Origin of the sequence: Sphingorhabdus profundilacus (assembly GCF_009769755.1) — a bacterium.
GTDB lineage: Bacteria > Pseudomonadota > Alphaproteobacteria > Sphingomonadales > Sphingomonadaceae > Sphingorhabdus_B > Sphingorhabdus_B profundilacus.
The window spans coordinates 140,276-153,811 of the sequence record NZ_SDWJ01000001.1 but is presented as its reverse complement, the minus strand read 5'-3'; the positions used below and the strand labels follow the sequence as shown (position 1 = coordinate 153,811).

The following is a 13,536-nucleotide window of genomic DNA, read 5'->3' as shown; positions in this document are numbered from 1 at the left end:
ATATTCGATTGGAGTTTATGGAGCATGTCAGGGGTAACATATTTGCCGGTAAAAGGTGAATATCACGATAATTTCCTGACCGTGCAGGCGGCGGCACGCGGAGGGATGGACCGGGAACGGCAGGCTTGCCTGTTCGACCGGCTGGCCTGGATCGGCCCGTTGCACCGTATCGCGCTGCACGATAAGCCGCCCCTTTTGTTAAGGGCGCAGATTGGCGATGCCGACGCATGGCTGCCGTTGATGCGTCAGGCAAGCGGCCATCATGTAGCGCTCGCCAATTGGTATAATTTTACATGGCGCCCGATTTACAGCAGCATTCATAGCGAAGAACAACGCCAGTCATTGTTGCGACAACTGGCCGATACCGCACGCCAGCGCACCCGCCGCCTGACCTTGGCCCCGGTCCCGGACGAAGATGGATCCGCCAGCAAGATTGCAGCGGCATTCAAAGACGCAGGCTGGGTCGTGGATGTGACCGCATGCGACGAGAACCACTATTTACGTCTTCATGGCCGGACATTCGCACAATATTGGGATAGCCGACCCGGGCAATTGAAAAACACCGTAAAGCGAAAGGCCAAGAAAAATACCGTTTCGATCCGGATCGAAACCGAATTTTCTGAAACAGGCTGGCAGGATTATGAAAAAGTCTACGTCCGCAGCTGGAAGCCGCAGGAAGGCAGCCCCGAATTTCTAAAGCAATTGGCGCAGCATGAAAGTGGATCGGGGACTCTACGGCTGGGACTTGCATATATTGATGGCCAGCCCGTTGCTGCCCAGTTCTGGACGGTCGAAAATGGCATCGCGTTGATCCATAAACTTGCCCATGACGAAAGACATCTGGACGCCTCGCCGGGAACCTTGCTTTCGGCCGCCTTGTTCCGGCATGTGATTGAGCGCGACAAAGTGGATGAAATTGATTTTGGCACTGGCAGCGACGCCTATAAACAGGACTGGATGGATGCGGTTCGTCCGCGATACAGGCTGGACATGTACTGGCCCAGATCACTTGCCAACTGGCCATTGATTGCCCGCCTGCATTTGCGCCAAATGCGCCGCAATGCCGCATAAATGGAGAATGGAATGTCCATAAACACGCAAGAGACCGTCCGTGCAATTTTAACTGATGTACTCGGCCTATCAGCGCGGCAGGTTGCAGCGATGGATGACGACACCGAGTTATTTGGCGCGTTGCCGGAGCTGGATTCCATGGCTGTTGCCGGTCTATTGACCGAAATGGAAGACCGGCTGGATATCATGATCGATGATGGCGACGTCGATGGCGATATCTTTGCAACTTTGGGTAGCCTTATCGCATTCGCATCGTCCAAGGTCGAAGAGTGACCCGGACTGAATATCTGACTTATGACGTTAACGGACAGCACGAACATTGCCTGCGCTTTGGTACACGTGACGCTGCCCGGACGATCATCATCATACCGCCGCTATTTGACGAGATGAATCGCACGCGCCGGATGTTGGTTGAAACAATGCGGGCATTGGCGGACCTAGGCATAGGGTCACTGCTGCCCGATCTGCCGGGATGCAATGAAAGCTTGGCCGATATTTCGAAACAATGCATCAGCGATTGGCGACTTGCCGTTAACGACGCCACTACCCAGTTAAAGCCAACCCACATCGCATCTGTCCGCGGCGGCACCTTGATCGATGATGTCGCAGACATACCGATATTGCGGCTTGCCCCTGTCAAAGGCGCGAGCTTGTTAAAAACGATGCTGCGGAGCCGATTGGTAGCCGAAAAGGAAGCTGGCATCACCGCAACAATCGACAGTTTGATGGCATCTGCAAAATCAGGTTTTCTGGAGCTTTCGGGATATAATCTCAGCCTTGAGATGGTGCAATCTTTGCAAGACGCCATCCCGTCCGAACACTGCCGGTTTCAGCAGATTATGCACGCCGAAATCGATGGGTCGCCCTTGTGGTTGCGGACTGAACCGCAAGATGACGCGCGAATGTCCCTGGCATTGGCGCACAGACTGGATGTGTGGAGTGCCACATGCGCCAAATGACTTCATTCGCATGCGGCGACGACTTGCTCGTCGGCACGCTCGACCAGGGCGACCTGCAAACCGGCATCATCATCATCAGCGGCGGTAATGAAATTCGCAGCGGTACCTTTGGCGGGCAAGCGGCAATGGCGGCACATTTTGCTGCACTGGGATATCCAGTCTTTCGCTTTGACCGACGCGGTATAGGCGAAAGCGAGGGCGTGAACACCGGTTTTGAAAACAGCGCCGATGACATTGCGGCGGCCGTCGCTGCGTTCCGCACAGCCGCACCCCAGATCGAGCGGATCATTGCTTTTGGCAATTGTGATGCGGCGAGCGCTTTGGTTCTATTCCACCATAAATTTCCAATTGATGCCCTGATTCTTGCAAACCCATGGACTATTGATGCTCCGTCCGGCGACACCGAACAACCACCCTCCCCTAATGCGGACGCCATTCGCGCCCGTTACTGGGCAAGACTAAAAAATCCACGCAGCATGATGGATTTGCTGACTGGAAAAATTGATTTGCGTAAACTGGCCAGTGGCTTGGCATCGGCCGCACAAAAGCAGCAGCCTTCCAAATTGGCCGCAGATTTGGCGAAGGCTTTGGCACGGTCCGAGGTCCCGGCAAGCATATTTATTGCGCGGAAAGATAGGACAGCAATGGCGTTTATGGGTGTATGGCAAAGCACCCTGTTTACCTTGGCAAAGGCGAGGTCAGATATTTGCCTGAAACAGTATGACAGCGCATCCCACAGCTTTGCGGATAACGCCTCCCGAAGATGGCTGTTCGGACAGATCGAAACCCGATGTAGAGAAGTTTCCATGCAAAACGAATGATGAAATAAGGCCCGCGACGGTAAAGTATTGGGTGACTTTCTTTTTCCTTTTTCCATATTCCTCCTGCCAAATAAACTGACACAACCCGCAATTATGGGACGGCCGTGCGTTGGCCCTTGATTTCCATTCAGGTTGATGTAGTCAGATGCATAATGATAACGTTCACAAGAATGATGGAAATCCAACCAATGCCCCGACCGAAATCAATGGCCGCTTTTGCCCTTTTGTCACTGATTTCAGCGCCTGCCCTGATGGCAGCGGAATCGACGGCGAATCCTGCCGCTTGGCCATCGGCAGCCAGCCCAGCGCAGATGCGTGATGCAAAAGTCGAAGCCGAAATTGATGCACTTATTGCGCGTATGACTGATGCCCAAAAGGTCGGCCAGTTGATTCAAGCCGATATCAGTGCGGTCAAGCCATCCGACTTTTCCCGTTATCCACTCGGTTCGGTGTTGGCAGGCGGAAATTCCGGGCCTTATGGCAATGAACGGGCGAGTGCGGCGAAATGGGCCAAGCTGGTTGCACAATTTCGAAATGCTTCGCGTAAAACAGGTGCGGCCATTCCTATTTTATTTGGTGTGGATGCCGTACACGGCCACTCAAATTTACCCAATGCCACAATTTTTCCGCACAATATCGGTCTTGGTGCAGCACGCGACGTAGATTTGTTGCAACGGATTGGCACGGCAACAGCCGCAGAAATTTCAGGTAGCGGCATTGAATGGACCTTTGCCCCGACATTGGCTGTGCCTCAGGATCTGCGTTGGGGCCGCACTTATGAAGGATATTCATCTGACCCGGCGCTCGTCGCGCAATATGCAAAGGCGATGACAATCGGGTTGCAAGGTACTCTGGTCGCCGGACAGCCGCTTGCTGCACAAAATGTTGCAGCAACGGCCAAGCATTTTCTGGCTGATGGCGGTACCGCCGACGGACGCGATCAAGGGGATGCACAAATTGGCGAAGCGGAACTGATCGCGAAGCACGCACAAGGTTATCCCGCCGCCATTGACGCGGGCGCGCTGACCGTGATGGCCAGCTTTTCCAGTTGGAACGGGATTAAGCACCACGGCAATCGTTCACTTTTAACCGATGTGCTGAAGGAACGGATGGGTTTTTCAGGGTTGGTCGTCGGTGACTGGAACGGCCATGGCCAGGTTGCGGGATGTTCACCAACCGATTGTCCAGATGCCATCAATGCCGGACTTGATCTGTTCATGGCCCCCGACAGTTGGCGCGGCCTATACAAAAATACGCTAAAAGCAGCGCGTGACGGTCGTATTCCGATGTCGAGGATCGACGACGCCGTCCGTCGCATTTTACGGGTGAAATTTAAACTCGGCCTTATGGGCGACACATTGACCAAGCGCGGCGATACCTCGATGATAGGATCGGCAGCGCATCTGGAACTGGCACGCGAGGCGGTATCCAAATCGCTTGTCCTCCTGAAAAATGACAATGCCATATTGCCTGTCCGCAACGGTTCACGCGTCTTGATCGCGGGATCCGGCGCGGACAATATGGCCATGCAAGCGGGTGGCTGGACCATCAGCTGGCAAGGCACTGACACAAAGGCAGCGGATTTCACCAATGGCCAAACCATTGGCCGTGCATTGTCCGAGGCAATTGCCAGCGGTGGCGGATCAGCGACCATTTCTGCGCCGGGTGTATTTGACACCAAACCCGATGTCGCCGTAATTGTTCTGGGCGAAAAGCCCTATGCAGAATTTGAGGGCGACGTGCCCGATCTGGCGTATCGGACTTCCGCTAACGAACAGGCGCTGATTGCTCGCCTGAAATCCCAGAATATTCCGGTTGTGGTTCTTTTCCTGTCTGGTCGCCCGATGTTTACAGGAAAATTGCTCAATCAAGCTGACGCATTTGTGGCCGCTTGGTTGCCCGGAACCCAAGGCCGCGGCATTGCCGATGTCCTGATTGCGGGACCGAACGGAAAATCGCCGCGCGACTTTACCGGACGTTTGCCTTTTGCGTGGCCAGATGATGCACGTGCTTCGCTCGAAAAGCCGCTTTTCCCGGTCGGTTATGGGCTGGATTACAGCAGCACTGCGAAATTCGTGCCTGCCAATGAAGACCCACGCGTCGACCTGTCAATGATGAGCCAGACAACGAATTATATCCTGCGCGGCAAGATTCCCGCGCCTTGGCATCTCGACATTAACGGTTCGGTCAGCACCCGCGCCGTCGACTTGACCGCGCAGGAGGATGCGCGACAGTTCACTTGGAATGCCAAGAGCGAATTTGCAATCAATGGCCCTGCGATCAATCTTTCTTCACAACTCGCCAAGGGTTGGGTGCTCGCGATAGACTGGCGCATAGATACACAGGTGAAAGGCCCCGTCATATTGAGCGTTAGCGGAGGTTCACTCAATCTTCAGGGCATAATTACCGCCTCTACCCCAGGAACACGTATCCAGACGCGCATCCCGCTTCGCTGTTTTGCGGATGCAGGTGCGAAATTCGCTTCTGTTGGCTCCCCCATACGTATGCAGGCGCCAAAAGGGCTTGTTGCCACCATTCGCACCGTTCATATTGAAGAAACAAAAGAAAGCGTTACCTGCCCCGGCAAGGCGCGCTAAATAGGGAGAGAAAATATGGCCTTGCAACCTGGCGCGGTCGCGTCCCCGGAATCGACCGATTCCCACATTGACGCCCCACAGCTTCAACTGTTCGTCATGGGCCTTTTTTTCATTTTCGGCGGAATCACCAGCCTGAACGATGTCATTATCCCCAAATTGAAAGAATTGTTCACACTCAATTATACGCAAGCGATGCTTGTGCAATTCTGTTTCTTTACGGCCTACGCCGTGATTGGCATTCCGGGCGCCCGGCTGGTCAAAAAAATTGGCTATATGCGCGGTGCCGTTGCCGGACTGCTGACGATGATGGCTGGATGCCTGCTGTTCATTCCAGCCAGCCAGACCGCAACCTATGGCGTGTTTCTGCTTGCTTTGTTCGTCCTCGCAAGCGGCGTGGTCATTGTGCAGGTGGTTTCAAACCCACTCATCTCGCTACTCGGCAAGCCTGCCACCGCGCATAGCCGCCTGACATTTGCCCAAGCATTTAATTCGCTCGGCACGACTGTGTTCCCCTTTTTCGGCTCAATCCTGATATTGGGCGGCTTGGCGACCGTGACTGCCGATCAATTGTCGGGGGTTGAATTGGACGCTTATCGGACGGCCGAGAGCCAGGCAATTGTTAATGGCTATTTGGGGATTGCCGTTGCCCTCGCGCTGGTTGCCGGCGTCGTATGGATGTTCCGCAACGCGCTGAAAGGCGAAAAGCATGAGGCGAGCGAGGGGCTTGCAGGGCTGGATTTGCTTAAGCGCCCCCGTTTCGGTTTCGGTGCATTGTGCATCTTCCTTTATGTTGGTGCCGAAGTTTCCATCGGGTCGCTGATCGTCAACTATCTGATGCAGGACCATGTCATGGGGTTGCAGGAACAGGCAGCAGGTAAGCTGATCGCGTTCTATTGGGGGGGCGCTATGGTCGGCCGCTTCATCGGCTCTGCCCTATTGCGTATGGTTAGCCCCGGCAAGCTTTTGGCCACCGTGGCGTTCGGCGCTATCCTGCTGATTACCCTGTCGACCCAGACCAATGGCCATATTTCGGGCTATGCCCTGCTGGCCGTCGGATTGACCAATGCTATTATGTTTCCGACCATTTTTACGCTGGCCTGTGAAAAGCTAGGTTCGCGCGCAGCCGACGGATCGGGGATCATCAACGTCGCCATCGTTGGCGGTGCGGTCATTCCCTTGCTGACGGGCATCATCGCCGATTTGACCTCCAGCCTGGCGCTCGCCTTCATTTTACCGATGGCCTGTTATGCCGTGATTGCCGCTTTCGGTATTTACGCCCGCAGACCCGCCTGACGCCCGCGCGGCATCGTCAGCAACAGAAGGCAAGCAATGATCGCCAATGCAGCGAGCAAAAGGAACAGCGCGTCAAAGCCGTATTTTGGTACCAATAATAAAGTCAGCCAAGGCATGATCAGCGACGGCACGGTGTTTGTCAGGTTGAAAATACCAAGGTCCCTGCCCCGCCGTTGTGGACGGGGCAGGACCCGCAACGTCTGGCTGGAATGCAGCGCGAGGAATATGCTGCTGGCAATGCCAAAGGCGACATACCCCAGAATGGCGAACAACAAGCCATCTGCCAGGGCCATCATCAATAATCCCACCGCGGCGGCACCCGCGCTCCATATCAGCGGGAGGATCGGACGATTTTCACGGTCTGACCAATAGCCAACCGCCAGCGACAGGAAAACAGCCATTCCAAGCACCAAAGCAAAAATACCGGCTGCATCATTTTCGCCAAATTGCGGATCGAGACTTCGGAACCAGAGCAGGAGAAATGCGAAAAGCGACGCCTCCGCGATCTGAACCAGCAAACGGGCCAGCCACATTCTGGCAACCGGATGCGCTTGAGGCTCGACTGTTTCTGATGTGCCGGCCTCATTACCCTTTCGTTCCATCAAACAGGGCATCGGCAGCGGGCGACCAAAAAGCAGGACCGGACCGACCATGAGGATGACCAGACATGCCACCAGCAATTCTCGCTGCGGAAATACCGCGAAAAAATCCAGCGTAACTATGGCCCCCGCCAGAGCGCCGAGCGCCGGGGCAAGGGCCAGTAAGCCGCCCAGCATTCCCTTTTGCGCGTCCGGTATGCAATCGCCTGCCCATGCCGCAAGTGGGGCAAGCATCATGTTCAACGCGAATTGCCAAAGAACAATCATCACAATCAACAGGGAACTGCCTGCCACATAGGGCATGACCAGCAGTAACGCGGTCGAGAAGATCAATCCTGCCAATATCCAGCCGCGCCGCTGGCGCGTGACATCACTGGCCCAACCAAATGCAATGTTGGATATGCTGGCCGAAAATGCACCGGCAAATGCCGCCACAGCCAAAGTCGCCAAGATCGTATCCGGCGCCAAGACCGTAACCCGAAGGGGCAGCAAGATGGTCAGAAATGGCATATAGGCCACTGCGCCGCCCGACACTGCGAGCGCGTATAGATACATGAAGGTCGTCGATTGCCTTTGCGCGTTATGCAGCTCAGTTGGCGGCATCGCAACGCGGCGGGGCAGTGCTGCCACGTTCCACCAGACTTCCGACAATTACAACGGGTTGTTGCAGTTCATGTGCGCTTCCGTTGGTAATCAACAGTTCGACCGCTTTTGAAAAAGTCGCGGCAATGGGTTGATCGACGGCAGTGAGTTGCGGGTCGGTAAATCGCACGACAGGGGTATTGTCGAAACTGATAAGCGAGACATCGTCGGGAACATTCAAGCCACGCTTTCCCAGTGTATCAAGCGCCGCAAGCGTCATTTGGTCATTGCTGGCAATGATCGCCGTCGGCGGTGTTTGAAGGTCGAGCAAGGCATGGGTCGCCGCAACCCCGCTATCATAGCTAAAGTCCCCGCGAACACACAGGTCATCAGTGGCCAGTCCGGCCGCCGCCATCGCTTTGCGCCATCCATCGATACGCCAGTTTGAAAGGTCATATTCGTTCGAACCGGCAATGAAGCCGATATGACGATGCCCCGTGGCGATCAGATAATCGGTGGCACGGCGCGCGGAACCTTCGTCATCCATCGTCATTGCGATACCCGGTCCGGCGGTAATCGATCCGATGCGCGCGAAAGGAATTTTCCGTTTCGCCAGAAAACCGGTTATCAACGGATTTTCAGAGTGCGGTGGTGTCAAAATGACTCCATCGGGCTGAAGCGCCGCGATCGTCGCGCCCAATTCGCGTTCGACATGGTCATTATGGGTATCGACCAGTTCAAATATCATCCGATAGCCATGTTCGGCGCATTTCAGCATGCCGCCGAACAACATCTGGTCGACCCAGTCGGTGCCCTGTCTTGTTTGCCAGTCGGCGATTGTGCGTTCTCGATCATTTATAGCAAGGATCAGATAAGATCGCGAGCCACTCATGCGTTGCGCCGCGATGGAGGGCACATAGCCAAGCTTGTCGATGGATGCCTGCACCCGGTCTTTCATCACCGGTCGGACATTAGGTTCATTATTGATGACGCGACTGACCGTTTGCAGGGACACCCCTGCATCGGCAGCTACATGTTTGATGGTGACGGCCTGACGGCGTCTTGCCATATATTATTCGTCCCTCTTGGCCTTTTGCATACAGGCTAATCCCTTTTGCGGGTCTTCCGAACATTGGTAAATCCGGACCCAATCGATCAAAAACTCCGTCGGAGTAACCGTTGCTGCCACGCCTTTATCATTATTGTTTTCCGAAAGCCTACCCCCAATGGCCAGATTGGCCATGATGTAAAAGGGTTGATCAAAAGGTGCAACGTCATTTGATTTGGCCAGCGGCGACGCGCTATCCCATTTATCTGCCGTCACCTCCCAATAAAAGCGGCCATCGAGATAGAAACGCATAACCCCTTCGCCCCATTCCAAAGTCCAGATGTGAAAATCATCGGAAGGAAGCATTTTGGACGGCAACGCCACGCGGGTGTCTACAAATTTATTGGCGGGGGCAAAATCGCCAAAATGCAGCGCGCTGATCATCCGGTTTTCGCCGACATTTCCATCACAGGTCGGGCAGGCTGCACCAAGGTTGACGCCTTCCAATATGTCGATTTCGCCCGAACGGGGCCAACCACCATATGTGTTTCCGCTCGGCATCATCCAAATCGCAGGCCATGTTCCCTGCCCTTTGGGCGGCTTGGCACGAAATTCGATTTTTCCATATTTCCAGCTTGCAAGGCCCAATGTGCGGACCTTACCCGATGTAAAACCCTGCGTTTTTTTTGGGTTCGGTTTTTCGGCAATTTCGGGCGGCCGTTCGGGGCCGGTGAAGCGTTCCTTATGGGCCATCAGGTGCAACAGACCGTCTGCGACCTTTATGTTTTTCGGACGGTCCGTGTAGCATTGCCGTTCATCATTGCCACCGCCCCAGCAGGATATTTCCGGTTTCCATTTTGTACGATCCAGTTCCGTCCCCTCAAACTCGTCGGACCAGACCATCTCCCATCCGCCAGATTTGGCAGGTGCGTCAGCTTTCGCGCAGGCACTCTGCGTCAATGCTGCGAGCAATATCATGCCCAATATTCTCGGTTGCATTTCAACGCTCCTTAACGAGTGGGATATGCCACGCCCACTATCCAAAAACAGAACGGGCCCCGGTCATATGACCAGAGCCCGTCCATTGCGACACCTAGAAAGGTCCTAAAACTGGAAACGAGCCAGGAATGTATAGCGACGGTCATTCCGGAATGCAGAACGGGTCACCCGCGTACCGTCAAAATCGACTACCTGCGAAGTCCTTGTAACTTCGTCAAGCAGGTTGACACCTTGGATACCCACTTTGATCTGGTCGGTAATCGAATAGAATATCGACGCGTCCAGCTGTCCGGTTGATTCCTGCCAAATTGGCGAGAAGGGGAAAATGTCATCGCGAACGGTTATAAGGAAGGCAGAGCGCCAGTTATAAGCAGCCCGCAATGCGATGGGCCCCTTTTCGTAAAACACAGTTGCGTTTACTGTATGCTTCGACAAGCCCGCAAGCGGTTGAAGCCCGGTAAATGCACCCGAATTCAACCGGTTTACAGCTGACGTAACCGATGACTGACCGGCGCCGGCGAGGTTGGGGTTGGAAAAGTCAGTTCCATCGACATAAGTGTACGTTAGTTGCGAACCCAAACCACTCAGAAGTCCTGGCAGGAAGTCATAGGTTTGTTGATAAGCAAGTTCGAAACCCTTGAGCTTGCCTTTCTGGTCGTTGATGGGGCCGCTAACCTGCACATCGGTCGAAACACCGCTGCCGCTGGTGTAATTGACGATTTCAAAACCATCATTCACGATACCCTGTATGTCTTTCAAGAATAACGATAATGTCAGCGAACCGACCGTATTGAAATACCATTCAGCCGACAGATCATAGTTCCATGAAGTAACCGGCCGCAAATTACGGTTACCGGTTTGCAAGGCAAACAACGGCCCAGTCTCAAGCGTTTGGGCAATCAAGAGCGCGTTGGTGTTATCTCCAATGCCGCCACCGGCGCGGAAAAGCTGCAAGTCAGGTCGTGAAATGCCTTTCGACACCGCCGCACGGAACAGCAATCCATCACCCACATCAAGTTTGGCATTAAAACTGGGCAGCCAGTTTTCGAACCTAATTTTCCGGTCATCGATAATAATCTCGCCGGTATGGGCAGCTGCAAATTCCGCCTGGCGGGCAGCCGAAAGACTACAATATCCACGCGGGATTCCTGGAATCACGGGCCCGGCACAACTGGCCGCTATTTCTGAAAGTTGGACGACACCGTCACCATTGCCAAAACCATTGGCGACTGCGTCGAACCGGACTGGAGAAGGCAAGCCGACCCGGCCGCCGCTGGTAACCGTGGTTTCAACATAACGCAGGCCAAAGTTGCCCGAAAGCTTTATTCCACCGTCAAATTCACGTCCGAAATCAACACGGGCATAAGCCGCTTTGGTTTCTTCTGCGACCGTCGATACTTCGTCGGGGCAATATACGCCTTCGATATCGCAAGGGACGGCCAAGAGTGTCAATGGATCGGTACGGGTACGTCCGTTCACGCCGTAACTGAATCGTTGTGGCGATTGACCGAATGTCTGGATTTCTTCGAATTGCTGATCGGTAAGGCCGCTCAGATATTCACCGAGGAAGTCGTCTCCGCCAAAAAACCAGCCGGAGCCATTTTGGATTGGAACGGGCGCGCTGCCGCGTTGGAATCCGTTGGCAAACGGAGCGCGATATTGCGAATAATTTGGAAAATCGTCGGTAAACGCGCCCCCAGCAATGGCGAATTCCTGACCTTGAAGTCCGGTAAACCAACGACCTGGAACGAACCCGCCTGTCGCAGCACATCCGGGCCCGTCGTTCCAAGGGGCGCAGCCTGCACGACCGGCCCAAGGCGCAGACAGATTGCCCCATGTGCTGAAGTTCGTATTACGCGTAGTGCGGTCGCGATCGCCCCAACGCGCGCCAAAACGAGCACGTTTGAAAAAGCCCTCATCGCTGATGTCATATTCGGCATCGAAGCTTAACGTTTTCAGGTCACCTTCATTCTTCTCGCGGCTATCAAGGCCAAACCAGTAATAAGTATTCAGGCCCGCGCTAAAATAGTCGGCAGGCGCACCGGGAGGCGCCAGGAATTCGACTTGCGGTGTCTTGCCCGACAGGTCGAGTGCCACATTCGCAAATGTACTGAGCGCGCCGAAGACCGAGTCCCGGCTGAGCGTTGAGTTGATTTTTTGCGCCTCAAGACTGAACCGCAAACGGTCGGTGGCTTCAAATTTCAAGTCGAGCGATATGTCCTCGGTCACGCCTTCGGTGCCGCGCAAGAAGCGCAGCGAGTCGATCGGAATGCCGCCCCGGCCAAATGGCGTGGCATAGGCATCGCCGGGGCGTTGGGTTAAAATGCCGCTTTGAAAAACCCCGTTTTCGTCAAATGTCCAAGTGCTACCAGCAGCAGGAACGGGGAACAAACCTTCGTCGTCAACCCGGGAAATCAGCGCAAATTCTTCAGTATCAAAGCTTGTTTCTGACCGGAGCCATTCGACCGTAGCCATGAACCGGCCATCCGAGCTTTCATATTGACCAACAGCGGAAAATGCTTCGCGCGTCCGGTCAAGATCGGTTGTACGAACACCCGCGCCCTTTGGCACAACCAGCGCGCCGGGTGGCGGGAAGTTGGATGCGTTAAAATTGGGATCACCGACAAATCCGCCTGAACCAACCGATACGGCACGCAGACACGGTCCGTCAAAGGTAGGCGCGCGGTAACAAGGGTCAGCCACTTGAGACGCGTCCGTGCGGCTTTTCAATTCGGAATAGGCATAGCCGAATTGGAGGCCGAACGACCCTGCTTCTGTATCCCAACGGTTGGAAATCAGACCGGAAAATTCGGGAGACCATTCTTTACGCAAATCGCCGTAATTTGCGCCGATGGTCGCGCCGATTTTCAAACCCTTCGAATCGAGCGGCTTGCGCGTGACCAGATTGACTGTTCCGGCAATCGCACCTTCAACCAAATCCGCAGTTACGTTTTTGAAGACTTCAACCCGACCAAGCAGTTCGGGCGAAATGTCGTTAAAACTGAGTTCGCGTCCACCGGTTGCCGAGAAAATCTCGCGTCCGTTCAATTCTGAGCGAACATAAGGAAGGCCGCGGATAATGACGCCGGTACCTTCAACCGAGAAGCGATCAGGGTCGGTGGTCTTTTCGAAGCGTCCGATATTGACCCCAGGTACGCGTTGCAGCGCTTCGGCGACTGAACGGTCGGGCAATGCGCCGATGTCTTCTGCCGTAATGGCGTCGACGAAAGTATCTGCATCACGCTTTACATTTTGCGCGCTTTCGAGTGATTTTTTGAAGCCGGTAACAACAATTGCATCTTCGGTGTCCGCCGTTTCCACGACTTCTTCCGGTGTTTCGGTCGCTTGGGCAAATGCAGGTTGTACCGAAAACGCACACAGCGCGAGGGTGGATGCCGTGGTAAGCGCTGCAAAACGCTGCGAACGCCACGCGATAATTTTAGATGTTTGAGCCAATTGATCCTCCCTGATGCTTGCTCTGCGGGTATAGTTCCCACATGTTAATAGCTGTTGTAACGGCAATTGAGAGCGTTCACAAGAGGCAATATGAACGTTCACAATTTCGAT

At 54.4% G+C, this 13,536-nt stretch carries 11 protein-coding genes; 7 read left to right on the top strand and 4 right to left on the bottom strand.

Annotated features, from left to right (window positions below):
* Positions 1–24: 24 nt before the first annotated feature.
* From EUU23_RS00720 to EUU23_RS00695, 7 genes are all read left to right on the top strand, one after another.
* Positions 25–1,071, top strand: coding sequence for a GNAT family N-acetyltransferase (locus tag EUU23_RS00720; protein ID WP_160352229.1), 1,047 nt, complete (start codon positions 25–27; stop codon positions 1,069–1,071).
* Positions 1,072–1,083: 12 nt separating this feature from the next.
* Positions 1,084–1,344, top strand: coding sequence for a phosphopantetheine-binding protein (locus EUU23_RS00715; protein ID WP_246155981.1), 261 nt, complete (start codon positions 1,084–1,086; stop codon positions 1,342–1,344).
* Complete coding sequence (locus EUU23_RS00710; protein ID WP_160352227.1) at positions 1,341–2,030, top strand: alpha/beta hydrolase family protein; 690 nt, start codon at positions 1,341–1,343, stop codon at positions 2,028–2,030. Before EUU23_RS00715 ends, EUU23_RS00710 begins: the two co-directional genes overlap by 4 nt.
* Positions 2,018–2,851 (top strand): hydrolase 1, exosortase A system-associated, encoded by an 834-nt coding sequence (locus EUU23_RS00705; RefSeq protein ID WP_160352226.1) that lies wholly within the window; start codon positions 2,018–2,020, stop codon positions 2,849–2,851. Before EUU23_RS00710 ends, EUU23_RS00705 begins: the two co-directional genes overlap by 13 nt.
* Positions 2,852–2,996: 145 nt before the next feature.
* Positions 2,997–3,170, top strand: a complete 174-nt coding sequence (locus tag EUU23_RS14080; RefSeq protein ID WP_246155977.1) for a hypothetical protein — start codon at positions 2,997–2,999, stop codon at positions 3,168–3,170.
* Complete coding sequence (locus EUU23_RS00700; RefSeq protein WP_246155974.1) at positions 3,103–5,448, top strand: glycoside hydrolase family 3 protein; 2,346 nt, start codon at positions 3,103–3,105, stop codon at positions 5,446–5,448. The genes EUU23_RS14080 and EUU23_RS00700 overlap by 68 nt, the downstream gene beginning before the upstream one ends.
* Before the next feature lie 15 nt (positions 5,449–5,463).
* Positions 5,464–6,741: a sugar MFS transporter gene (locus tag EUU23_RS00695; protein WP_160352224.1), complete on the top strand. Its 1,278-nt coding sequence runs from the start codon at positions 5,464–5,466 to the stop codon at positions 6,739–6,741.
* Here EUU23_RS00695 and EUU23_RS00690 read toward each other — a convergent pair.
* The 4 genes from EUU23_RS00690 to EUU23_RS00675 form a co-directional block, all read right to left on the bottom strand.
* On the bottom strand, positions 6,720–7,970 hold the full coding sequence (locus tag EUU23_RS00690) for an MFS transporter (protein ID WP_343032664.1): 1,251 nt from the start codon (positions 7,968–7,970) through the stop codon (positions 6,720–6,722). The genes EUU23_RS00695 and EUU23_RS00690 overlap by 22 nt on opposite strands.
* Entirely contained in the window at positions 7,930–8,991 is a 1,062-nt protein-coding gene (locus tag EUU23_RS00685; RefSeq protein WP_160352223.1) for a LacI family DNA-binding transcriptional regulator, read from the bottom strand. The genes EUU23_RS00690 and EUU23_RS00685 overlap by 41 nt, the downstream gene beginning before the upstream one ends.
* Before the next feature lie 3 nt (positions 8,992–8,994).
* Positions 8,995–9,969, bottom strand: a complete 975-nt coding sequence (locus EUU23_RS00680; protein ID WP_160352222.1) for a glycoside hydrolase family 16 protein — start codon at positions 9,967–9,969, stop codon at positions 8,995–8,997.
* 105 nt (positions 9,970–10,074) lie between these two features.
* On the bottom strand, positions 10,075–13,425 hold the full coding sequence (locus EUU23_RS00675) for a TonB-dependent receptor (protein WP_246155972.1): 3,351 nt from the start codon (positions 13,423–13,425) through the stop codon (positions 10,075–10,077).
* Positions 13,426–13,536: the final 111 nt, after the last annotated feature.

What these genes read in the sequence shown, in the direction of transcription:
- EUU23_RS00715 (WP_246155981.1), top strand. Translation starts at nt 1,084, where the DNA reads ATGTCCATAAACACGCAAGAGACCGTCCGTGCAATTTTAACTGATGTA.
- EUU23_RS00695 (WP_160352224.1), top strand. Translation starts at nt 5,464, where the DNA reads ATGGCCTTGCAACCTGGCGCGGTCGCGTCCCCGGAATCGACCGATTCC.
- EUU23_RS00720 (WP_160352229.1), top strand. Translation starts at nt 25, where the DNA reads ATGTCAGGGGTAACATATTTGCCGGTAAAAGGTGAATATCACGATAAT.
- EUU23_RS00700 (WP_246155974.1), top strand. Translation starts at nt 3,103, where the DNA reads ATGGCAGCGGAATCGACGGCGAATCCTGCCGCTTGGCCATCGGCAGCC.
- EUU23_RS00680 (WP_160352222.1), bottom strand. Translation starts at nt 9,969, where the DNA reads ATGCAACCGAGAATATTGGGCATGATATTGCTCGCAGCATTGACGCAG.
- EUU23_RS00705 (WP_160352226.1), top strand. Translation starts at nt 2,018, where the DNA reads ATGCGCCAAATGACTTCATTCGCATGCGGCGACGACTTGCTCGTCGGC.
- EUU23_RS14080 (WP_246155977.1), top strand. Translation starts at nt 2,997, where the DNA reads ATGCATAATGATAACGTTCACAAGAATGATGGAAATCCAACCAATGCC.
- EUU23_RS00685 (WP_160352223.1), bottom strand. Translation starts at nt 8,991, where the DNA reads ATGGCAAGACGCCGTCAGGCCGTCACCATCAAACATGTAGCTGCCGAT.